20 protein-coding genes and 1 pseudogene are annotated in these 21,128 nt (G+C 65.8%); 13 read left to right on the forward strand and 8 right to left on the reverse strand.

Features of this window, described 5'->3' with window-relative positions; translation table 11 throughout:
* Nucleotides 1-200 precede the first annotated feature (200 nt).
* Complete coding sequence (gene secB, locus QU595_RS21755; RefSeq protein WP_315925843.1) at nt 201-692, reverse strand: protein-export chaperone SecB; 492 nt, start codon at nt 690-692, stop codon at nt 201-203.
* A 93-nt stretch (nt 693-785) separates the two neighbouring features.
* The gene (locus QU595_RS21760) at nt 786-1,283 is read right to left on the reverse strand and encodes an FxsA family protein (protein WP_315925845.1); all 498 of its coding nucleotides are present in this window, start codon (nt 1,281-1,283) and stop codon (nt 786-788) included.
* A gap of 180 nt (nt 1,284-1,463) precedes the next feature.
* Here QU595_RS21760 and QU595_RS21765 point away from each other — a divergent pair, with 180 nt between their 5' ends.
* The 4 genes from QU595_RS21765 to QU595_RS21780 are packed head-to-tail and all read left to right on the forward strand — an operon-like array spanning nt 1,464 to nt 4,244.
* Entirely contained in the window at nt 1,464-2,165 is a 702-nt protein-coding gene (locus QU595_RS21765; protein WP_315925847.1) for a Tim44/TimA family putative adaptor protein, read from the forward strand.
* A 31-nt stretch (nt 2,166-2,196) separates the two neighbouring features.
* Nucleotides 2,197-3,309, forward strand: coding sequence for a murein transglycosylase A (locus tag QU595_RS21770; RefSeq protein WP_315925849.1), 1,113 nt, complete (start codon nt 2,197-2,199; stop codon nt 3,307-3,309).
* Nucleotides 3,291-3,836 (forward strand): Smr/MutS family protein, encoded by a 546-nt coding sequence (locus QU595_RS21775; RefSeq protein ID WP_315925851.1) that lies wholly within the window; start codon nt 3,291-3,293, stop codon nt 3,834-3,836. The genes QU595_RS21770 and QU595_RS21775 overlap by 19 nt, the downstream gene beginning before the upstream one ends.
* A 24-nt stretch (nt 3,837-3,860) precedes the next feature.
* The gene (locus QU595_RS21780; protein WP_315925854.1) at nt 3,861-4,244 is read left to right on the forward strand and encodes a helix-turn-helix transcriptional regulator; all 384 of its coding nucleotides are present in this window, start codon (nt 3,861-3,863) and stop codon (nt 4,242-4,244) included.
* On the opposite strand, the gene QU595_RS21785 is transcribed toward QU595_RS21780, so the two are convergent.
* Nucleotides 4,220-5,812 (reverse strand): peptide chain release factor 3, encoded by a 1,593-nt coding sequence (locus QU595_RS21785; RefSeq protein ID WP_315925856.1) that lies wholly within the window; start codon nt 5,810-5,812, stop codon nt 4,220-4,222. The two genes, QU595_RS21780 and QU595_RS21785, sit on opposite strands and share 25 nt — an antisense overlap.
* A gap of 65 nt (nt 5,813-5,877) precedes the next feature.
* Nucleotides 5,878-6,674: pseudogene (locus QU595_RS21790) on the reverse strand (class II glutamine amidotransferase).
* A 195-nt stretch (nt 6,675-6,869) separates the two neighbouring features.
* On the opposite strand from QU595_RS21790, the gene dut reads away from it, so the two are divergent.
* The 7 genes from dut to QU595_RS21825 all read left to right on the forward strand — a co-directional run bounded on the left by dut (nt 6,870) and on the right by QU595_RS21825 (nt 13,029).
* Entirely contained in the window at nt 6,870-7,352 is a 483-nt protein-coding gene (gene dut / locus QU595_RS21795; RefSeq protein WP_315925858.1) for a dUTP diphosphatase, read from the forward strand.
* Nucleotides 7,352-8,008, forward strand: coding sequence for an HAD family phosphatase (locus QU595_RS21800; protein ID WP_315925860.1), 657 nt, complete (start codon nt 7,352-7,354; stop codon nt 8,006-8,008). Before dut ends, QU595_RS21800 begins: the two co-directional genes overlap by 1 nt.
* 85 nt (nt 8,009-8,093) lie before the next feature.
* Nucleotides 8,094-8,894 carry an isocitrate lyase/phosphoenolpyruvate mutase family protein gene (locus QU595_RS21805; protein ID WP_315926469.1) on the forward strand — a complete coding sequence of 267 codons (801 nt, stop codon included), beginning with the start codon at nt 8,094-8,096 and terminating at the stop codon, nt 8,892-8,894.
* Nucleotides 8,891-9,901 carry a proline racemase family protein gene (locus QU595_RS21810; RefSeq protein ID WP_315925862.1) on the forward strand — a complete coding sequence of 337 codons (1,011 nt, stop codon included), beginning with the start codon at nt 8,891-8,893 and terminating at the stop codon, nt 9,899-9,901. Before QU595_RS21805 ends, QU595_RS21810 begins: the two co-directional genes overlap by 4 nt.
* 120 nt (nt 9,902-10,021) lie before the next feature.
* On the forward strand, nt 10,022-11,014 hold the full coding sequence (locus QU595_RS21815) for an adenosine kinase (RefSeq protein ID WP_315925864.1): 993 nt from the start codon (nt 10,022-10,024) through the stop codon (nt 11,012-11,014).
* Nucleotides 11,015-11,217: 203 nt separating this feature from the next.
* Complete coding sequence (locus tag QU595_RS21820; protein ID WP_315925866.1) at nt 11,218-11,445, forward strand: hypothetical protein; 228 nt, start codon at nt 11,218-11,220, stop codon at nt 11,443-11,445.
* Between the two features lie 144 nt (nt 11,446-11,589).
* Entirely contained in the window at nt 11,590-13,029 is a 1,440-nt protein-coding gene (locus QU595_RS21825) for an FAD-binding oxidoreductase (RefSeq protein ID WP_315925868.1), read from the forward strand.
* A gap of 68 nt (nt 13,030-13,097) precedes the next feature.
* On the opposite strand, the gene QU595_RS21830 is transcribed toward QU595_RS21825, so the two are convergent.
* Nucleotides 13,098-13,334 carry a hypothetical protein gene (locus QU595_RS21830; RefSeq protein ID WP_315925870.1) on the reverse strand — a complete coding sequence of 79 codons (237 nt, stop codon included), beginning with the start codon at nt 13,332-13,334 and terminating at the stop codon, nt 13,098-13,100.
* 117 nt (nt 13,335-13,451) lie between these two features.
* Entirely contained in the window at nt 13,452-15,731 is a 2,280-nt protein-coding gene (locus QU595_RS21835) for an NADP-dependent malic enzyme (RefSeq protein ID WP_315925872.1), read from the reverse strand.
* A 224-nt stretch (nt 15,732-15,955) separates the two neighbouring features.
* On the opposite strand from QU595_RS21835, the gene mutS reads away from it, so the two are divergent.
* Nucleotides 15,956-18,604: a DNA mismatch repair protein MutS gene (gene mutS / locus QU595_RS21840; protein WP_315926471.1), complete on the forward strand. Its 2,649-nt coding sequence runs from the start codon at nt 15,956-15,958 to the stop codon at nt 18,602-18,604.
* Between the two features lie 26 nt (nt 18,605-18,630).
* Here mutS and QU595_RS21845 read toward each other — a convergent pair whose 3' ends face one another.
* Nucleotides 18,631-19,395 carry a GGDEF domain-containing protein gene (locus QU595_RS21845; RefSeq protein ID WP_315925874.1) on the reverse strand — a complete coding sequence of 255 codons (765 nt, stop codon included), beginning with the start codon at nt 19,393-19,395 and terminating at the stop codon, nt 18,631-18,633.
* Nucleotides 19,396-19,543: 148 nt separating this feature from the next.
* Here QU595_RS21845 and QU595_RS21850 point away from each other — a divergent pair, with 148 nt between their 5' ends.
* Nucleotides 19,544-20,251, forward strand: a complete 708-nt coding sequence (locus QU595_RS21850; protein WP_315925875.1) for a pyrimidine 5'-nucleotidase — start codon at nt 19,544-19,546, stop codon at nt 20,249-20,251.
* 30 nt (nt 20,252-20,281) lie between these two features.
* On the opposite strand, the gene QU595_RS21855 is transcribed toward QU595_RS21850, so the two are convergent.
* A complete protein-coding gene (locus QU595_RS21855) occupies nt 20,282-21,127 on the reverse strand; it encodes an LOG family protein (protein WP_315925877.1) in 846 nt (281 codons plus the stop codon).
* Nucleotide 21,128 lies beyond the last annotated feature (1 nt).

The following is a 21,128-nucleotide window of genomic DNA, read 5'->3' on the forward strand; positions in this document are numbered from 1 at the left end:
GCAATTCCAGCAGTGGCGGGACGCTTTTTCGCCCGGAATTGCATGAAAACAAGCGGCGGATCGTTTCGGCGTTTTCGTGAAACGGCAAAGCGATCCAGGCACCCGGGAGCAGACACGCGTCCTGCCTGCTCCAGTCCGATTCCCCATCAGCCCCGCCGGGCCCGGCCCGGTTCAGGCAAAGGCGGCGAAGCCGGCTTCGCTCAGCTCGCCTTGGTGGCGGCCTGGTCCTGCGCGAGCTTCTGCTGGAACATCTGCGCGAAGTCGATCGGATCGAGCATCAGCGGCGGGAAGCCGCCGTTGCGCGTGGCTTCGGCGATAATCTGGCGGGCGAAGGGGAACAGCAGGCGCGGGCACTCGATGAAGAGCAGCGGCAGCATGTGCTCCTGCGGGAAGCCCGTGATGTTGAACACGCCGCCATAGACCAGCTCGACGTTGAACAGCACGTCCTTGTCGAACGAAGCCTTGGCGTTGAGGGTCAGGTTGACGTCGAACTGGCTTTCCGACAGCGGGTTGGCGTTGACGTTGACGTTTATGGCGATGCCGGGGGCCTTGTCGCGGCCGCGCAGCGAATTGGGCGCGCCGGGGCTCTCGAAGGACAGGTCCTTCACATATTGCGCAAGCACGTTGAGTGTCGGCTGCGCGCCATTGCCATTGGTTGCGCCGTCGGGCGCTTCGTTGGTGTTGTCGGCCATCAGCCTTGTTCCCTGCTGCGGGACGCGCGGCCCCGGATTGAAATCGGCCGTTGGCTATCATGCCCGGATGGTCAAGACAAGGTTTTGCGGCGCTCACTCCTTGTCCAGCCGCCGCCACGGCGAATTCGGATCAGCCCGGCGCGGACCGTCGCGGCGCGAGAAATCCTCCTCGCCGAGATCGATGGTCGGGCCGCGCTCCTTGCGCGGGAAGCCGGAGGCGCGGAAATCCGTCATGACCGTGACCCGGCTCTTCACGAAGCGCCAGGCAAAATCCTGCACCGGGGGCAGCAACAGCAGGAGCGCCACGATGTCGGTGATGAATCCCGGGATGATGAGCAGCAGCGCGGCCAGGAGGATCATGACGCCATGCGCCAGTTGGCGGCTGGGATCGCGACCGGCGTCGAGTTCGCTCTGCGCCCGTCGTAAAACGCCAAAACCTTCGTGGCGCAGCAGCAGGCCGCCGCAGATGCTGGACGCCAGCACCAGGCCGACGGTGGCGAGCGCACCGATCTGGCGCCCGACCAGCACGAATCCCGCGATTTCGGCCAAAGGGAGAACGATCAGGAAAAGAGGAAGAAAGGGAAATCGCAATTGGCCGTCCGTTCTAGCCTTGTCGTTTCAACGCCCGTTACCAGCCGCCATTCCTGTCAGATAGGCAGACTCGCCTTTGATTTGAATGATTGCGCCACGCGTTCTATATGCTTTGATGATCGGGCGCCAACGGCGTGGCCGATGGGGCGCGGCCTGACAAGGGATTGATTGGCGCAGGATATGGCATTTTTCGACTTCGGCACGATTTTCTTCCTGATCGCGGCGGTGGTGATCTTCTTCCAGCTGCGCAACGTGCTGGGCCGCCGCACCGGAAACGAGCGTCCGCCGTTCGATCCCTATACGGCTGGTCGTCAGAAGGACGCCGTGCAGGCGCCGGAAAACGTCGTCGCCCTGCCGCGCAAGCGCCAGCCGGGCGAGGCGCCGGCCGACAATTATACCGCCATCGACGCGGTCGCCAAGCCCGGCACCGACCTGAACAAGGGCTTGCGCGCCATCAAGGACGCCGACCAGAGCTTCGATCCCAAGGGCTTCGTCGACGGCGCCAAGATGGCCTATGAGATGATCGTGATGGCCTATGCCGACGGCGACCGCAAGACGCTGAAGAACCTGCTGTCGCGCGAGGTCTATGACGGCTTCGTCGCCGCGATCTCGGACCGCGAAGCCAAGTCGGAAAAGGTCCAGTCTTCTTTCGTCGGCATCGACAAGGCCGACATCGTCTCGGCCGAGATGAAGGGCTCGGAAGCGCATGTCACGCTGCGCGTGGTCAGCGAGCTGATCTCCGCCACGCGCAACAAGGCCGGGGAGGTGGTGGACGGCGATCCCGAAACCGTCGCCGAGGTCAAGGACGTGTGGACCTTCGCCCGCGACACCCGCTCGCGCGACCCGAACTGGAAGCTGGTCGCCACCGAAGCCGAAGACTGAGCAACGCGGCCGCAACCTGACGGGGGCTTTCGTGCCGCTTTCGCCTTTCTTCAAGGAAGTCGCCTTCGCCGACCTGCCCGGATGGCAAGAAGACGACCATCTCGCCGCCTTCGCGGCGTTCCGCCGCTCGGCCTTCCATGCGCCAGTGAAGCCTTATCGCACGGGCAGCCTCGGTGTGGACTTTTCCAGCTTTGCTGAAGCCTATGCGGCGGCACGTGATGTTCCACCCGTGGACCGGGCCGAGGCGCGCGCCTTCTTCGAGCGGTTTTTCGTGCCGGCGCATGTGGCGGCCGGGAACGGCGCCGAAGGGCTGGTCACCGGTTTCTATGAGCCCGTCGCCGCAGCCTCGCCGACCCGGACAGCGGAATTCAAGGTGCCGCTGCTGGCCCGCCCCGCCGACCTGATCGACATCGACGACGCCAACCGGCCCGCCGGCATGGACCCCTACCTGGCCTTCGCGCGAAAAACGCCTGCCGGGCCGGTCGAATATTTCGACCGCGGCGAGATCGAGCGCGGCGCGCTGGACGGACAGGGACTGGAGATCGCCTGGCTGGCCAGCAAGGTGGACGCCTTCTTCATCCATGTGCAGGGCGCGGCGCGGCTGGCGATGACGGACGGGCGTATGATCCGCGTCACCTACGCGGCCAAGTCGGGCCAGAACTTCACCGGACCCGGCAGGACGCTGGTCGATCTGGGCGAAATCCCGTTCGAGAAGGTGACGATGCAGTCGATCCGGGCCTGGTTCGCCGCGCATCCCGACCGGGTCGACGAGATCTTCTGGAAAAACCGCTCCTACATCTTCTTTCGCGAGGCGGCGGTGGATGATCCCGACCTCGGCCCCATCGCGGCCGCCAAGGTGCCGCTGACGCCAGGCCGCTCCGTGGCGGTGGACCGGCTGCTGCACACATTCGGAACGCCGTTCTACATCCACGCGCCGGAACTGGCGGCATTCGGCGATGCCCAGGGCTTCCGGCGACTGATGATCGCGCAGGATACGGGGTCGGCCATCACCGGCCCGGCGCGCGGCGACCTGTTCGCAGGCTCCGGCGACGCGGCCGGCGAGATCGCCGGGGTCGTGCGCCATGCGGCCGATTTCTATGCGCTGCTGCCGCGTCGCCTGCCCGCATGGAGGGCCGACCGGTGACACGGCGCGGCGAAAACAGGCTCAGCGAGGAGGATCGCGTCCTCTGGAATCTCGTCGCCCGCACGGCCCGGCCGCTGAAGGGCAAGGCCGTCATCGAGATGTCCGATCCCGTGGCGGAGATGAAGGCGCCGCCTGCCCAGCCCGCGCGGACACCGGTCGCGCCATCCGCCGAAACGCCGAAGCCGCGGCATCCGATCCATCCCATGGACGAGCCGACGCTGGACAAGCTGTCCAAGGGCCGCCTGCCGATCGAGGGCCGCGTCGACCTGCACGGCATGACGCAGGACGAGGCCTATTCGCTGCTCTATTCCTTCCTGCACCGGGCGCATGCGGGCGGCGTCCGCTACGTGCTGGTCATCACCGGCAAGGGCTCGTCCTCCGGCGGCGACGGCGTGCTGCGCCGCGCAGTGCCGGCCTGGCTGACGACACCGGCCTTCCGGCCGCTGGTTTCCAGCCACGACCATGCCGCGCGCAAGCATGGCGGCTCCGGGGCGCTCTATGTGCGCCTGCGGAGGACCAGGGCATGAGGGCACAGCCATGGCTCCCCTGACATGACCCCTTTGGGCGAACGCATCCGCGCGCTGCGGCTGGAGCGCGGCATGAGCCAGAAGGACATGGCGGCGGCCATCGGCGTCAGCGCCGCCTATCTTTCGGCGCTGGAACATGGCCGGCGCGGCGTGCCGACCTGGTCGCTGATCCAGAAGATCATCGGCCATTTCAACATCATCTGGGACGATGCCGAGGAGCTTCAGCGGCTCGCCGCAAGCTCTCACCCGCGCGTGAAACTGGACACCTCGGGCCTGTCCCCGGCCGCCACGGAACTGGCCAATCTGCTCGCCGAAAACATCGGCCGGCTGGGCGAGGAAGACATCCGCAGCCTAAGCGAGCAGGTGCGCGCCGCGCTGGAACGTCAGGCCGCCTTGTCGCGCACCTGATAGTCCTTCACCGCCGTGAAGCGGATCGCCTTCCAGCGCTCGGCCTCGTAGTTCAGCGAGAATTCGTGCTGGGCGAGGAACACCGGATCGTCGTCGAGGTCGCGAGCGATGTCGCCGCGATGCGCCTCGACGAAGCGCTGCAAGTCGGCCTTGTCGCCGGCATCGATCCAGCGGCAGACCGAAAACCGTGATACTTCGAAATCGACGGGCAGGGAATATTCGATGTTGAGGCGTTCCTTCAGCACGTCGATCTGCAGCGCGCCGACCACGCCGACGATGGCCGGCGAGCCGTCCTCGGGCTGGAAGAGCTGCACCACCCCTTCCTCGGCCATCTGCTGCAAGGCTTCCTTCAGCTTCTTGGCCTTCATGGCGTCGCCGAGACGCACGCGGCGCAGGATTTCGGGCGCGAAATTGGGCACGCCGCGGAACAGTATGTCCTCGCCCTCGGTCAGCGTGTCGCCGATGCGCAGCGTGCCGTGATTGGGAATGCCGACCACGTCGCCGGCATAGGCCTCGTCGGCGGTGATGCGCGAGCGGGCGAAGAAGAACTGCGGCGCAGACAGCGACATCGGCTTGCCGGTGCGCACCAGCTTGGCCTTCATGCCTCGCTGGAGCGTGCCTGAACAGACGCGCACGAAGGCGATGCGGTCGCGGTGGTTGGGGTCCATATTGGCCTGGATCTTGAAGACAAAGGAGGTCATCTTCTCCTCCGTCGCCTCGACCTTGCGGGTATCGGCCTCCTGCGCGCGCGGCGCCGGGCCATAGGCGCCCAGCGCCTCGATCAGGTCGCGTACGCCGAAATTGCGCAGCGCCGAGCCGAAATAGACCGGCGTCAGATGGCCCTGGCGGAAGGCTTCGAGGTCGAAGGGGCGGCAGGCCTCACGCGCCAGCTCCAGTTCCTCGATGAAGGCGGGACGGTCGTTTTCGGGCAGCAGGCCGGCGGCGCGGTTCGAATCCGGGCCATGCACCGGCGTGCGTTCCTTCTCGTCGTCGCCGCGGCGCACCGCGTTCTGGGCCAGATGATAGGTGCCGGCAAAGGTCTTGCCCTGGCCGATCGGCCAGGTGATCGGCGCCGTGTCGAGCGCCAGCTTCTGCTCGATCTCGTCCAGGATCTCGAAGGTGTCGCGGGCCTCGCGGTCCATCTTGTTGACGAAGGTGACGATCGGGATGTCGCGCAAGCGGCAGACCTCGAACAGCTTCAGCGTACGCGGCTCGATGCCCTTGGCGGCGTCGATGACCATGACCGCGCTGTCGACCGCCGACAGGGTGCGATAGGTGTCGTCGGCGAAGTCCTCGTGGCCCGGCGTGTCGAGCAGGTTGAAGACGTTGTCGCCATATTCGAAGGTCATCACCGAGGTGACGACCGAGATGCCGCGCTCGCGCTCGATCTTCATCCAGTCCGAGCGGGTCTGGATGCGGTCCTTCTTCGCCTTCACCTCGCCGGCGAGCTGGATGGCGCCGCCGAACAGCAGCAGCTTTTCGGTCAGCGTGGTCTTGCCGGCGTCCGGGTGGGCGATGATCGCGAAAGTGCGGCGGCGGGCCACCGCCTGCTCGATTGTCTCGGCCATGTCAGGATTTCCGTTGATTGCGCGGCTTCTAGCAGCGCTTCGACCGCTTGTCGATTGGAATAGGCCTAGCTCGCCAGCGCCAGTTTCGCCGGTTCCAGTTCGAACGGGCGCACCGCAACGCCGGTCGTCGTGATGGTGACGAAGCTGGAGGGCGGAACGGCGTCCCACTGCCCGCATTCGCGGTCGAACGGCTCCGAAACGAGGCAGCGGCCGAGATCGCGGAACGCGGAGGTGTAGAGCGTCGGCGCATGGCCCTGGCTGGCGTAGCGCACGGCATAGAGCGTCCTGCCGTCGGCGAAGGCGGCCGTGAGCTTGAAGGCCGGTTCCATGCCGGCGAGCCGGGATGCCGCCGCGACGCGGGCGACCGCGCGCCCCGCCGCTTTGCAGGGATCGGAATCGAGCCCTTCCTGAAGCATCAGCAGGAAGAACAGCTCTGAATCGGTGGTGCCTTCCCGCCGATCGTAGAGCTCGTCCGACAGACCGGCTTCGAGGCTGCGCCTGATCCTGTCGAAACCGTCGATCTGGCCGTTGTGCATGAAGCTCCAGCGGCCATGGGTGAAGGGATGGCAGTTGCCGCGGCTGGTGGCGCCCCCGGTCGCGGCGCGCACATGGGCCAGGAACAGGCCGGAGCGAATCTGCCGGCACAGGCTTTTCAGGTTGGGATCGGACCATGCCGGCAATATGTCGCGATAAAGGCCGGGTTCACCGCGCTCGCCATACCAGGCAAGGCCGAAACCGTCGCCGTTGGTCGGCGACTTGGCCTCCTGCGCGTGGTGGCTCTGGGCGATCAGCAATGGCAGGGCGCGGTGACGATCTCCTCGAGAAAGACCGGTTCGCCGAGATAGGCCGCCCATCGGCACATGATCGCCTGCCTCCACACTGTCGCCGCGACCGGCCGATATTCGCCCGTCATGGGTAACAAAGGGTAAACGCGGTACGTCGCCATATTTCCACCGAGCCCGTGATGCCTATCGCGCCGGTTCAGGTTAAGAGAAAACGTTTGAAAGGCGTCCTGCGCGGTTGACCGTCCGGCACGCCCGACCGATAGGATCGCACCATGTCCAAATCCGTTCCGTCATCCGTCATCGGCCCCGCCGTGGGCTTTGTTCGCCTGCCGCACAGCGAGGGCCTGCCCCTGCCCGCCTATGAAACCGCCGGCGCTGCCGGCATGGACCTGCGCGCCGCCGTGCCCGAAGACCGGCCGCTGCTCATCCTGCCCGGCCGCCGCGCGCTGGTACCCACCGGCCTGGTGCTGGAAATCGCCGAGGGGCTGGAGGGCCAGATCAGGCCCCGCTCCGGGCTCGCGCTCAAGCACGGCATCACCTGCCTGAACACGCCGGGAACCGTCGACAGCGACTATCGCGGCGAAGTGGGGGTGCTTCTGGTCAATCTCGGCGACGAGGACTTCTATGTCGAGCGCGGTATGCGCATCGCCCAGATCGTCTTTGCCCCGGTGGTGCAGGTGAAAACAGAGGAGCGCAGCCTGGCCGGCGGCACCGCGCGCGGGAATGGCGGGTTCGGCTCGACGGGAACGGCCTGATGGCGGCACCGAAGCTGGTGATCTTCGACTGCGACGGCGTCCTGGTAGACACAGAAGGCCTCGCCAACCGCCGCTTGTCGGCCTGGATCACGCGGGCAGGCCATCCGATCGGATATGAGGAATGCCGCAAGCAATTCAGCGGCCGCAGCCTCGTTTCCGTGCAGGCCGAACTTAAGGACAAGGGTATCGACGTCGGCGACGACTTCGTCGAGCGCTGGTATCGGGAACTGCCCACGCTCTTTGCCGGCGGCGTCGAAACCATACCCCATGTCGAAAGCTTCATCGCAAGCGTGAAGCGGGCCGGCATCGCCCATTGCGTCGCCTCCTCAGCCCGGCTGGACAAGATGCACATGACGTTGGGCAGCACCGGACTTCTGGTGCATTTCAAGGGTGTGCTTTTCAGCGCCACGATGGTGGAGAAAAGCAAGCCGGCGCCCGATCTCTTCCTGCATGCGGCGCGCGAAATGGGCGTTTTGCCTGCGGATTGCATCGTCATCGAGGACAGCGTCGCCGGCACGCAGGCCGGCATCGCCGCGGGTATGCGCGTCTTTTCCTATCACGGCGACCCGCATAGCGACCGTGAAGGCCTGACGGCGGCGGGCGGCATCCTGTTCGACGACATGCGCAAACTGGCAGGAATGATCCCGATCGCCTGACCTGCGGCCATCACGACGTTTGCCGGCCGATCATGGGCGCGATAGTCTCGCGTGCAAGCGTCTATCCGCATAGGGTGATACCATGATCGACAAAGGCAGGATTTTCCGCGAGCTGCACGCAAACACGTTCGTCATCCCCAATCCGTGGGATGTCGGCACGGCAAAGCTGCTCGCTTCCTTCGGCTTCAAGGCGCTGGCGACGACCAGCGCGGGCTACGCCTTCTCGCGCGGCCTGGCCGACGGCGGCGTGGGCTTCGAGGAGATGATCCATCACTGCCGCGAACTTGTGGCCGCGACCGACCTTCCTGTTTCGGCGGATCTCGAGAAAGGCAAGGGCGACAGTCCCGAGCGTGCTGCCGAAACCATTTTTGCCGCCGATGCGGCGGGACTGGCAGGCTGTTCGATCGAGGATTTCTCCGGTGACGATGGCAAGCCGATCTATGAATTCTCCCATGCGGTCGAGCGCGTCGCCGCGGCGGTCGAAGCCGCCCGCGCGCTGAAGCACGATTTCGTCTTCACCGCGCGCGCCGAGAACTTCCTGCGCGGCCGTCCCGACCTGGACGACACCATCAGGCGCCTGCAGGCTTTCGAGAAGGCGGGCGCCGATGTGCTCTATGCGCCCGGCATCACGGATATCGAGATGGTGCGCACGATCTGCTCGTCGGTATCGAAGCCGGTCAACGTGCTGGCGACGCCGGATTTCACCCTCGCAGCGCTCGCCGACGCGGGCGCCAAGCGCATTTCGCTCGGCTCCAAGCTCACCAACTATGCGTTCGGCATGCTCGAAAAGGCTTCGCAGGAGATGCTGCAGCAAGGCACCTTCGGCTTTGCCCGTGAGGCCATGGCCTTCCCGCGGCTGCAGAAGATGTTCGGGGCCGCCGAATGAACGACGGCACGCTGACCGTCACGGACATGCACACCGGCGGCGAGCCGCTGCGCATCGTCACCAGTGGCTATCCCGAGCTTCCGAAGGGCACCACGATCCTTCAGAAGCGCGTCTATGTGCGAGACAAGCTCGACCATCTGCGACGGCTGCTGATGTTCGAGCCGCGCGGCCATTACGACATGTATGGCGCGCTGCTGGTCGAGCCGAGCCTGCCGGAAGCCGACCTCGCCGTGCTGTTCATGCACAATGAAGGCTATTCCACCATGTGCGGCCATGCGATCGTCGCGCTTGGCCGCTATGCAGTCGATACCGGCATGGTCGCGGCGCAGGAGCCGGTGACAACCGTCAACATCGAGGCACCGTGCGGGCTGGTCGTCGCTTCGGTCGAAGTCAGGGACGGCAAGGCCGGCGCCGTCTCGTTCGAGAGCGTGCCAGCTTTCCTCTTCGCCGCCGACCGGTCGACGGTTTTGGAAGGCTTTGGCGACATTCGCTTCGACGTCGCCTATGGCGGCGCCTTCTACGCGCTGGCCGACTGCGGGCAGTTCGATCTCGAGTTCGGCAGGAACCGCGTCCGCGACTTCGTGGATGCCGCGACGGCGCTGACCGATAAGCTCAAGGCGGAATTTCCGCTCGCCCATCCCGACCATGACGATCTGGCTTTCCTCTACGGCACGATCCTGACCGATGGCGGCGACGGAGCGGGCGGCATTGCGACGAAGAACGTCTGTGTCTTCGCCGATGCCGAGGTGGATCGCTCGCCGACCGGCTCCGGCGTCACCGCCCGGCTGGCGGCCATGCACGCAAAAGGGCAACTCGCCGTCGGCGAGACCCGGCTGTTCGAAAGCATCGCCGGCTCGCGCTTCACCGGCGCGGTCGCACGCGAAACGACGGCCGGGCCGCATCCGGCGGTGATAGCCCGGGTCGGCGGTCGCGCCTATTACAGCGGCAAGGCCGAATTCATGCTGGAACCGGACGACGAGCTTGGCCGAGGCTTCCTGCTGCGCTGAAGCGTCGTCCGAAACGGGGTTTGCAAACCATCCGCCATGCTTTACACCCGCCCGCGGCTGAACGGCGGTCCGCCCGCATGTTCTCGGGGTTGAAATGCTCTAGTGTGGAGAAAGCGGCGCATGGCCGACTATGACGTCCTGTGCATCGGCAACGCGATTGTCGACATCATAGCCCAATGCGACGAGGCTTTCCTGGAGACGAACGGCATCATCAAGGGTGCCATGAACCTGATCGACGCGCGCCGCGCCGAGCTGCTCTATTCCCGCATGGGACCGGCCATCGAGGCCTCGGGCGGCAGCGCCGGCAACACGGCGGCCGGGATCGCCTCCTTCGGCGGCCGTGCGGCCTATTTCGGCAAGGTCTCGAAGGATCATCTCGGCGAAATCTACGCCCATGACATCCGCGCCCAGGGCGTTGCCTTCAACACACGCCCGCTGACGGGAGAGCCGCCCACCGCGCGCTCGATGATCTTCGTCACGCCCGACGGCGAGCGCTCCATGAACACCTATCTCGGCGCCTGCGTCGAGCTGGGGCCGGAAGACGTCGAGCCGGAAAAGGCGCGCGGCGCCAAGGTCACCTATTTCGAAGGCTATCTGTGGGACCCGCCCCGCGCCAAGGAGGCGATCCGCCAGACCGCCGCGCTGGCTCACGAAGCCGGCCGCGAAGTGTCGATGACGCTGTCGGATTCCTTCTGCGTGGACCGCTATCGCGACGAGTTCCTCGACCTGATGCGGTCCGGCACTGTCGATATCGTCTTCGCCAACAGCCACGAGATCAAGTCGCTCTACCAGACGCCGTCCTTCGACGAGGCGCTGGAGCAGATCCGGCGCGACTGCAAGCTGGCCGCCGTGACCCGCTCGGAAAAGGGCTCGGTCATCGTGCGCGGCGGCGAGACGGTGACGATCGAAGCGACGCCGATCCGCGAGCTGGTCGACACCACCGGCGCCGGCGACCTCTATGCGGCCGGCTTCCTGCACGGCTACACGCAGGGCCGGCCCCTGAAGGACTGCGGCGATCTCGGATCGCTCGCCGCCGGACTGGTCATCCAGCAGATCGGGCCGCGCCCGCGCCAGAACCTGAAATACGAGGCCGAGCAGGCCGGACTGCTGTAGGCGCTCCGCCTAGACTCGCGGCCGGATCGACCCCGGAGTGCGCCGCGACCGGCGCCGGCGCTCCGGCCATATGCTCCGAGGGGTGATGTCCGCCCAGGATCCGCGAACCGCTATCCGATCGGCTGAGGCCGGCCTACCACTTTGTGGCACTTCCACCTTTGCGCCGCGGCTCCATACTATACGGCCAGCCGTAGGAGCACTCCATGTCACAAGCGAAGATCATTTTACTGGCGGCTGGCGCCTGCATGCTTGCAGCCGCGCCTGCGCTCGCCGACAAGCCGCCCGACAGAGGGCCGACGCCAGGCCTCGGTTGGGGACCCGGAGGCAGCAAGCAATCCTATTCCGCCCCCGCACCCGTCATCGGCGCAGGCCTGCCCGCAGTCTTGGCGATCGGGGGCTATCTTTGGCTGCGCCGCAAGCGGCACCGGTAACAAAATCCGGGGCACCGACAGTCCAGACCGCAATCACGGGTTGCCATCGAATTGCTTAGCTTTGCGGTGGGATGAATAGTTGCGGCAACGCTAATACAAGCGCAGAATCCCGGTGAAGGGGGGTTGAGAACCCGGGAGGAACCCATGAACGACCTCGCCCTCACGACCCTCGAATCAGGAAAGGCCAGGATCGATCCCGAAGCGCTGGCGGCGCTTTCGGCGCGGCTGCGCGGCACGGTGCTGCGGCAGAGCGACGAAGCCTATGACCAGGCGCGCTCGGTCTGGAACGCCATGATCGACCGGCGTCCCGGCCTTATCATCCGCTGCGCGGGCGCGGCCGATGTGCGGGAAGCGGTGCGCTTCGCCCGCGACAACCGGCTGCTCGTCGCCGTGCGCGGCGGCGGCCACAACATCGCCGGAAACGCGGTCTGCGACGGCGGGCTCATGATCGACCTGTCGCAGATGAAATCCGTGCGGGTCGATGTCGCGGGCAAGCGGGCCTGGGTGGAACCCGGCGCCACCCTGGCCGACGTGGACAAGGAAACGCAGGCCTTCGCGCTGGTTCTGCCCACCGGCATCAACTCCACCACCGGCATCGCCGGGCTGACATTGGGCGGCGGCTTCGGCTGGACGACACGCAAGTTCGGCCTGACGCTCGACAATCTGCTCGCGGCCGACATCGTGACCGCTAACGGCGAGATCGTGCGTGCCAGCGCGACGGAAAATCCGGAGCTGTTCTGGGCGCTGCGTGGCGGCGGCGGCAATTTCGGCGTTGTCACGGCCTTCGAGTTCAGGCTTCACCGGATGGGCCCGCAGGTCCTGTCCGGCCTGGTGGTACACCCGTTCGCCGACGCTGTGTCGGTGCTGCGGCAATACCGGGAAGCGATCGACCAGGCGCCCGACGAACTGACCTGCTGGGTGGTCATGCGCAAGGCGCCGCCATTGCCGTTCCTGCCGCCGGAATGGCACGGCAAGTCGGTGCTGGTGCTGGCCATGTGCTATTGCGGCGACCTGCAGGAGGGAGAAAAGGCCACGGCCCGCCTGCGCGGCATCGGCAAGCCGATCGTCGACGTGGTGAGCCCGCACCCCTTCACCGCATGGCAGCAGGCGTTCGACCCGCTGCTGGCGCCGGGCGCGCGCAACTACTGGAAGAGCCATGATTTCACGAGCCTGTCGGACGCGACCATCGAGGTCCTGCTTGGCGCGATCCGCGAACTGCCCGGCCCGGAATGCGAGATCTTCATCGGCCATGTCGGCGGCGCCGCCGGTCGCGTGGCGGTCAACGCCACCGCCTTCCCGCAGCGCAGCTCGCATTTCGTCATGAACGTGCATGCCCGCTGGCGGGAAACGAACATGGACAAGCCCTGCAAGGAGTGGGCACGTTCGGTCTATGAGGCCGCCAGGCCGCATGCGATCGGCACGGCCTATGTCAACTTCATGCCGGGCGACGAGGAGGAGCGGGTCGAGGCGGCCTATGCCGGCAACTATCGCCGGCTATCCGAACTGAAACAGCGCTACGATCCGCTGAACCTGTTCCGCATGAACCAGAATATCCGGCCGATGGAGGGACAAAGGGCCGCCTGACGGCAGGGCCCGGGCGCCGGCCTTTTCCGCCGTTCCGCAAGGAGCGGCGGAGAGGTTCCGATCGCCGTCTACGTTTCGACCTGCCCTGCCATCCTGTTCGTCAAGGCGACGATTTCCTCCGCCGACAGGATGATGTCATAGCGATAGCTGGAATTGTCGCCGTTGCCCGACTTCCTGTAGAGCGAGTCGGCCGTGATCGAGATCACCACCCTGGTGGGCGACAGGGCCTGCATCTCCCCGCTTTCCAGTTCCTGGTCGAAAATCACGCGGGGATTGCCTTCCCGCTTCGCCGGCCCGACCTTCATGCGCACATTCCGCTCCTGTCGCTCCCAATCCGTTCCATTCAGGTCTAGGAGACGGGGCGGCTGCGGAATGTGAGCCATTTCACTTACAGATTGCGATTTCGGCGGCCGGGCGGCCGCTCATTGCCCCGCATTGTAGGCCGCGATGGCGGCCATGTTGACGATGTCGCTGTCCTTGGCGTTCAGGGGCACGATCTGCACCGGCTTGTTGAGGCCGACCAAGAGCGGACCGATCACGGTGGAGCCGCCCAGTTCCTGCAACAGCTTGGTGGATATCGAAGCCGAGTGGAAGGCCGGCATGATCAGCACATTGGCCGGGCCGGTCAGGCGGCAGAACGGATAAAGCTGCATGCCGCGCGGATTGAGCGCCACGTCCGCAGCCATTTCGCCGTCATATTCGAAATCGACACGGCGTTTGTCCAAAATTTTCACCGCTTCCTGTATCCGCTCCGAGCGCTCGCCATGCGGATGGCCGAAGGTGGAGTAGGCCAGCATCGCCACGCGCGGCTCGTAGCCCATGCGGCGGGCGAAATTGGCCGTCTCCTCGGCGATGTCGGCGATTTGCTCGGCGTTCGGCATGTCGTGCACGGCGGTATCGGCCACGATCACCGTGCGGCCCCGCGCCAGCACGATGGAAACGCCGATCACCGCATGTCCCGGCTTGGCGTCGATGATGCGGCGCACATCCTCGAGCGCCGTCGAGTAATTGCGCGTCACGCCGGTGACGACGCCGTCGGCATCGCCCAGCGCCACCATGCAGGCGGCGAAATGGTTGCGGTCGTTGTTGATGAGGCGCTGGCAATCGCGCAGCAGGAAGCCCTTCCGCTGCAGGCGCTCGTAGAGATAGTCGGTATAGATCGCGTTGCGGCGCGACAGCCGCGCATTGATGATCTCCAGCCCCGGCCGGTCGAGGTCGATGCCGGCATTGCGTGCGTTATCCTTGATGATGTCGTCGCGGCCGAGCAGGATGGCGGTGCCGAGCTTCTGGTTCACATAGGCCACCGCCGCGCGCATGACCTGCTCCTCTTCGCCCTCGGCGAAGACGATGCGCTTCGGCTGACGCCGGACGCGGTCGTAGATGCGTTGCAGCGTCGAGGCGATCGGGTCGCGGCGCGCCGAAAGCTCCTGCGCATAGCGGTCGAGGTCGATGATCGGCCGGCGCGCCACGCCGGTTTCCATGGCGGCCCTGGCCACGGCCACCGGCACGGCCGAGATCAGGCGCGGATCGAACGGTACCGGAATGATGTAGTTGGGACCGAATTTCGGCCGGTTGCCCTGATAGGCGGCCGCGACGTCATCCGGCACGTCCTGCCTGGCAAGCTCGGCCAGCGCGTGGGCGGCCGCGATCTTCATCTCGTCGTTGATGGTGGTGGCGCGCACGTCCAGCGCGCCGCGGAAGATGTATGGGAAGCCGAGAACGTTGTTGACCTGGTTCGGATAGTCCGAGCGGCCGGTGGCCATGATGGCATCGGTGCGGATTTCGGCAACCTCCTCCGGCGTGATCTCCGGGTCGGGATTGGCCATGGCGAAGATGATCGGGTTCTTGGCCATCGACCGGATCATCGCCGGCGTCAGCGCACCCTTGGCGGAGAGGCCGAAAACGATGTCTGCGCCGTCCATCGCGTCGGCCAGCGTGCGCGCGTCGGTCTTCACCGCATGGGCCGACTTCCACTGGTTCATGCCTTCGGTGCGGCCCTGGTAGACGACGCCCTTGGTGTCGCACAGGATGATGTTTTCGGGCGAGAAGCCCATCGCCTTGATCAATTCGATGCAGGCGATGCCGGCCGAACCCGCGCCGTTGCAGACGAGCTTCGCGGTTTTCATGCCGCGGCCGGTGACCTTCAGCGCATTGATCAGGCCGGCGGCCGAGATGATGGCGGTGCCGTGCTGGTCGTCGTGGAAGACGGGGATGTCCATCAGTTCGCGCAGCTTCTGCTCGATGATGAAGCATTCGGGCGCCTTGATGTCCTCCAGATTGATGCCGCCGAAGGAAGGGCCGAGATAGCGCACGCAATTGATGAACTCGTCGGCGTCCTCGGTCGCCACTTCGAGGTCGATGGAATCGACGTCGGCGAAGCGCTTGAACAGAACCGCCTTGCCCTCCATCACCGGCTTGGAGGCGAGCGCGCCGAGATTGCCGAGGCCGAGAATGGCCGTGCCGTTGGAGATGACGGCCACCATGTTGCCGCGGCTGGTGTAATCGAAGGCGCGGCTGGGGTCCTCGGCGATCGCCTTGACCGGCACGGCGACCCCGGGCGAATAGGCGAGACTGAGGTCGCGCTGGGTGGCCATCGGCTTGGTGGCGACGATTTCCAGCTTGCCGGGACGGCCCATGGCGTGGAACTCCAGCGCCTCCTGAGCGCTGACGGAGGGTCCGGAGGGCTCGTTCGTCTTTGCCATGCGGTGAAATGTCCTCGCCTGTGCCGCCGCGATCTCCTGCGTGATCCCCAGGCAGCGTTTCTTTGTGGAGTGTTCCGGATTAAGGCTACACTTTGCCGCGGTAAAGCGCCAAGCAGATGGCTTTCGGGAATTTTGGAAACAGTTTCTTGAACGACGAAACCCCGATCCGCACAGACGCCGTCACCATCGCCGCGCCCTTGACGCCGGGCGCAGGCGCGACGCCGATGATGGAACAATATATCGAGATCAAGGCAGCGAACCCGGATTCGCTGCTGTTCTACCGCATGGGCGACTTCTACGAACTGTTCTTCGAGGACGCGGAGAAGGCGAGCGCGGCGCTGGGCATCGTGCTGACCAGGCGCGGCAAGCACCAGGGCGCCGACATTCCCATGTGCGGCGTGCCGGTCCATGCCGCGGACGACTATCTCCAGAAGCTGATCGCGCTGGGATTCCGGGTCGCGGTGTGCGAGCAGACGGAGGATCCGGCGGAGGCGAAGAAACGCGGCTCCAAGTCGGTGGTCAGACGCGACGTGATCCGTCTCGTCACGCCCGGCACCATCACCGAGGACAAGCTGCTGGCACCGTCGGAATCCAGCTTCCTGATGGCGCTGGGGCGCATCAAGGGCGGAAGCGACCAGTCCTATGCGCTCGCCTGGATCGAGCTTTCGACCGGCACCTTCCGCGTGACGGAGAGCGCTGCCGACCGCCTGCTGGCAGACATATTCCGCGTCGATCCGCGCGAGCTCATCATGGCCGAGCCGGTGTTCCACGATCCGGAACTGAAGCCGCTTTTCGACGTGCTCGGCCGCGTAGCCAATCCTCAACCCGCAAATCTGTTCGATTCGGCTTCGGCAGCCGGCCGTATCGCCCGCTTCTTCGAGGTGGCGACGCCGGACAGCTTCGGCACCTTCTCGCGCGCCGAACTGTCGGCGATCTCGGGCGTGGTCGCCTATGTCGAGAAGACGCAGAAGGCCGAAAGGCCCCGGCTGGCCTATCCCGAGCGCGAAGAAAACGGCTCGACGCTGTTCATTGATCCGGCCACGCGCACCAACCTGGAAATACTGCGCACCTTGTCGGGCAATCGCGAAGGCTCATTGGTCAAGGCCGTCGACCGCACCGTGACGGGCGCCGGAGCCCGCCTGCTCGCCGACAGGCTGACGGCGCCGCTGACCGACCCGGAAAGGATAACGGCGCGGCTGGATTCGGTCTCCTTCTTCCGCGGCGAGCCACGGCTCTGCCAGGCCGTGCGGCTGGCGTTGAAGGGCGTGGCAGACATGCCGCGCGCCCTGTCGCGCCTGGCGCTCAACCGCGGCGGTCCGCGCGACCTCGGGGCCTTGCGCGCCGGCTTCCAGGCGTCCGGCGAAATCGCCGAGATCCTCGCCGACAGGTTGCTGCCGCAGGAACTGCACGACGCGGCGGAAGCCATAGCCGCCCTGCCCCTGTCGCTGGCCGGGCATCTGGCGCGCGCGCTGGATGACGACCTGCCGCTCTTGAAGCGCGACGGCGGCTTTCTGCGCGCCGGCTACGACGCCGAACTGGACGAGATGCGCGCGCTGCGGGACGGCACGCGCAAGGTCATCGCCGCCATGGAACGAGACCTTGCCGAGGAAACCGGCATCCGTTCCCTGAAGATCCGTCATAACAATGTGCTGGGCTACTATATCGAGGTCACCGCCAACCATCAGGCAGCCCTGACCGGCACGGACGAGGCCAAGTCGCGCTTCATCCACCGCCAGACCATGGCCAACGCCATGCGCTTCACCACGACCGAACTCGCCGGGCTGGAGACGAAGATCGCCAATGCGGCCGACCGGGCGCTCGCCATCGAGCTGGCGGCCTTCGAGGCGCTGGTCGCGGAAGCCGTGGGCGAAGCGGAGAAGATCCGCGCCGGCGCGGACGCGCTTGCCGTGCTCGACGTCTCGGCGGCGCTGGCGCTGTTGTCGGAGAGCGAGAACTGGTGCCGGCCGCAGGTCGATTCCAGCCTCGCCTTCGAGGTGACCGGCGGCCGCCATCCGGTTGTCGAACAGGCGCTGCGCCGGACCGGCGAAGGCCCCTTCGTTGCCAATGATTGTGCCCTGTCGCCGGAAGGCGACGGCAGATACGGCGCCATCTGGCTGCTGACCGGCCCGAACATGGGCGGCAAATCCACCTTCCTGCGCCAGAACGCGCTGATCGCCGTGCTGGCGCAGGCCGGTTCCTATGTGCCGGCGGCGAGCGCCCATATCGGCGTGGTCGATCGACTGTTCTCCCGCGTCGGCGCCTCGGACGACCTGGCGCGCGGCCGCTCCACCTTCATGGTCGAGATGGTGGAGACGGCGGCGATCCTCAACCAGGCGGGCGAGCGCGCGCTGGTGATCCTCGACGAGATCGGACGTGGCACGGCGACCTTCGACGGCCTGTCCATCGCCTGGGCGGCGGTGGAGTATCTGCATGAAAAGAACCGTTGCCGCGCGATTTTCGCCACGCATTTCCACGAGATGACGGCGCTGGCCGAGAAACTTCCGCGCCTTCACAACGTCACCATGCGGGTCAAGGAATGGGAAGGCGACGTCGTGTTCCTGCACGAGGTCGGCAAGGGTGCCGCTGACCGCAGCTATGGCGTTCAGGTGGCCCGTCTCGCGGGCCTGCCCGAAGCGGTGGTGCAGCGGGCCAAAGACGTGCTGCACCAGCTCGAGGCCGGTGAGACGTCGGGCAAGACCGACCGGCTGGTGGACGACCTGCCGCTGTTTTCGGCCGTCGCGAGGCGCGAGCCGCCCAAGCCGGCGAAGACCGACGCGGTGGGCGAGGCGCTCGCCGATCTCAATCCCGACGAGATGACGCCGCGCGAGGCGCTCGAGGCCCTATACCGGTTGAAGGGTCTCGTCACGGGCTGATCCGCCCCGTTTCGAGCGTAAAACGATCAGGCGGCGCGCGACACCGGCGCCTTGCCGATGATGACGCGATTGCGGCCGCGATGCTTGGCCTCGTAGAGGAGGCGGTCTGCGGCGCGCACCAGTTCCGGCACGGTCGCTTCGGACGCACAGACCGTGCCGCCGATCGAGACGGTCAACGGCAGCATTTGTCCTTCCTTCGGCTGGAAGCTTATGCTTTCGACCTCGCGCCGCACGCGCTCGGCGACCTGGCGTGCCTCCTGCTCGCCGGCGCCCGTGAGAAAAGCGCCGAATTCCTCGCCGCCGATACGGCCAAGCACGTCGCCGGAGCGCACGCCGCTGCGGATGGCTTCTGCGATCAGCAGCAGCGCCTCGTCGCCGGTCAGGTGGCCGTAATTGTCGTTGATCGCCTTGAAATTATCGGCGTCGATGATGAGCAGCGTGCCGCGGTCGCTCCGGCGGCGCGAACGGTCGAGCCTGGCGAAGAAGGTTTCGCGATTGAGCATGCCGGTCATGTCGTCGCGGCTCGCCTTTTCGGCAAGGCGGCGGTGTGCGGCGGCAAGCTGGGCGTGGGTGCGGGCAAGTTCGCGATGCGCGCTTTTCAGCCGGTCGCTCTGCCAGAAGGTGTAGGCGCTGGCGGGCCAGGCGATCAGCAACGGACAGAGCACGCACATCATCCAGGCGTTGCCGTCGACCGTGCCGCCCAGCGCGGGCACGATGCTGACCGCCAGCACGAGAGACGCCACAACGGAAGCCAGGGCAACGACGCCCGAGCGCACCAATATGCTGTTCATGCGGATCCCCCTTTTGCACCGGCCTCATGGCACGCCACGCTGAAGGACCTATTGCCCCGCTGGTTAAAAATTGGAATGAAGGCGCGGTTTCTTTTCGGACACGGATAATATCTCTTCAGCCGCCGCCTTTTCGTGGCATAAGACGGAAATGACCGAGCTTCCCGATCCCGTCCGCTTTTCCCACGTCACCGACTGGGTGTTCGACCTCGACAACACGCTGTATCCGCACCATTCGAACCTGTTTTCCCAGATCGACGTGAAGATGACGGCCTACGTGTCGAATCTCCTGTCGCTGCCGCGCGAGGACGCGCGCAAGCTGCAGAAGGAGCTGTACCAGCAATATGGGACGACGCTGAACGGGCTGATGCAGCGGCACGGCATCGATCCGGACGATTTCCTGGAGAAGGTGCACGACATCGACTATTCCTGGCTGGTGCCCGACCCGGTTCTGGGCGCGGCGATCCGCCAGCTGCCGGGGCGCAAATTCATCTTCACCAACGGCGATCGCGGCCATGCCGAACGCGCCGCGCGGCAGCTCGGCATCCTCGACCATTTCGACGACATTTTCGACATCGTCGCAGCCGGCCTGACGCCGAAACCCGCGCGCCAGACCTATGAGAAGTTTGCCGCGCTGCATGCCGTCACCGGGCAGAGCACGGTGATGTTCGAGGATCTCGCCCGCAACCTCGCGGTGCCGAAGGCGCTCGGCATGACCACCGTCCTGGTGGTGCCCCGCAATTTCGAGCCGACCTTCTCCGAAATATGGGAGCGCGATCCCGACAATGACGACGACGTCGATTTCGTGACCGACGACCTCGCCGGTTTCCTGACGACGATCGTCAAGGGCCGGGAATAGGCGCCGGGCCGCGAAAACCGCCCCGCGGCCCTATTTGCCGAGCTTGTAGAACCGGTTGATGATGTCCCATGCCTCCTGGGCGGTGTCGACGAAGTCGATGATGTCCTGATCGCCGGGGCTGATCGTGCCCTGCTCGGCGAGGAAATCGAGATCGATCGCACGCTCCCAGAAGGATTTCCCGAACAGGATCACCGGAACGCGCTCCATGCGCCCGGTCTGGATCAGCGTCAGCGTCTCGAAGAACTCGTCCATGGTGCCGAAGCCGCCGGGAAACACCGCCACGGCCTTGGCGCGCATGACGAAATGCATCTTGCGGATGGCGAAGTAGTGGAAGTTGAAGCACAGTTCCGGGGTGATGTAGGCGTTCGGCGCCTGCTCGTGCGGCAGCACGATGTTGAGGCCGATGGAGGGCGCGCCAACATCGTCGGCGCCGCGGTTGCCGGCTTCCATGACGCCCGGGCCGCCGCCGGTCACAACCACGAATTCGCGATAGTAGGTCGTGGCCGAATGCTGCGAGCAGAGCCGGGCGAATTGGCGCGCCTCCTCGTAATATCTGCTGTTGGCCTCCAGGTTGCGCTTCTGCGTCTCGTTCTTGGCCGCCCAAGCCTCGCCGCCGGGTTCGGGCAGCCGCGCGCCTCCGAACAGCACCACAGTGGAGCGGACGCCACGCTCGGCAAGGATCATCTCGGGCTTCAGCAGTTCCAACTGCAACCGCATGGGCCGCAATTCGCGCCGCGTCATGAATTCCTCGTCGTCCCAGGCAAGGCGATAGGAGGCGGCTCTCGTCTGTGGCGTGTCCGGCGTGCTTTTTACGCGCTCCAGATCCTCGTCGGAGTGCGGCAGCGGCGTCCAACCCGCCGATTCCATCGGTTTCATG

Source organism: Mesorhizobium sp. SP-1A (assembly GCF_032460275.1).
Taxonomy (GTDB): Bacteria; Pseudomonadota; Alphaproteobacteria; order Rhizobiales; family Rhizobiaceae; genus Mesorhizobium.

What these genes read in the sequence shown, in the direction of transcription:
- secB (WP_315925843.1), bottom strand. Translation starts at nt 692, where the DNA reads ATGGCCGACAACACCAACGAAGCGCCCGACGGCGCAACCAATGGCAAT.
- QU595_RS21765 (WP_315925847.1), top strand. Translation starts at nt 1,464, where the DNA reads ATGGCATTTTTCGACTTCGGCACGATTTTCTTCCTGATCGCGGCGGTG.
- QU595_RS21775 (WP_315925851.1), top strand. Translation starts at nt 3,291, where the DNA reads ATGGAGGGCCGACCGGTGACACGGCGCGGCGAAAACAGGCTCAGCGAG.
- QU595_RS21780 (WP_315925854.1), top strand. Translation starts at nt 3,861, where the DNA reads ATGACCCCTTTGGGCGAACGCATCCGCGCGCTGCGGCTGGAGCGCGGC.
- QU595_RS21785 (WP_315925856.1), bottom strand. Translation starts at nt 5,812, where the DNA reads ATGGCCGAGACAATCGAGCAGGCGGTGGCCCGCCGCCGCACTTTCGCG.
- dut (WP_315925858.1), top strand. Translation starts at nt 6,870, where the DNA reads ATGTCCAAATCCGTTCCGTCATCCGTCATCGGCCCCGCCGTGGGCTTT.
- QU595_RS21800 (WP_315925860.1), top strand. Translation starts at nt 7,352, where the DNA reads ATGGCGGCACCGAAGCTGGTGATCTTCGACTGCGACGGCGTCCTGGTA.
- QU595_RS21810 (WP_315925862.1), top strand. Translation starts at nt 8,891, where the DNA reads ATGAACGACGGCACGCTGACCGTCACGGACATGCACACCGGCGGCGAG.
- QU595_RS21815 (WP_315925864.1), top strand. Translation starts at nt 10,022, where the DNA reads ATGGCCGACTATGACGTCCTGTGCATCGGCAACGCGATTGTCGACATC.
- QU595_RS21820 (WP_315925866.1), top strand. Translation starts at nt 11,218, where the DNA reads ATGTCACAAGCGAAGATCATTTTACTGGCGGCTGGCGCCTGCATGCTT.
- QU595_RS21825 (WP_315925868.1), top strand. Translation starts at nt 11,590, where the DNA reads ATGAACGACCTCGCCCTCACGACCCTCGAATCAGGAAAGGCCAGGATC.
- QU595_RS21830 (WP_315925870.1), bottom strand. Translation starts at nt 13,334, where the DNA reads ATGAAGGTCGGGCCGGCGAAGCGGGAAGGCAATCCCCGCGTGATTTTC.
- QU595_RS21835 (WP_315925872.1), bottom strand. Translation starts at nt 15,731, where the DNA reads ATGGCAAAGACGAACGAGCCCTCCGGACCCTCCGTCAGCGCTCAGGAG.
- mutS (WP_315926471.1), top strand. Translation starts at nt 15,956, where the DNA reads ATGATGGAACAATATATCGAGATCAAGGCAGCGAACCCGGATTCGCTG.
- QU595_RS21845 (WP_315925874.1), bottom strand. Translation starts at nt 19,395, where the DNA reads ATGAACAGCATATTGGTGCGCTCGGGCGTCGTTGCCCTGGCTTCCGTT.
- QU595_RS21850 (WP_315925875.1), top strand. Translation starts at nt 19,544, where the DNA reads ATGACCGAGCTTCCCGATCCCGTCCGCTTTTCCCACGTCACCGACTGG.
- QU595_RS21855 (WP_315925877.1), bottom strand. Translation starts at nt 21,127, where the DNA reads ATGAAACCGATGGAATCGGCGGGTTGGACGCCGCTGCCGCACTCCGAC.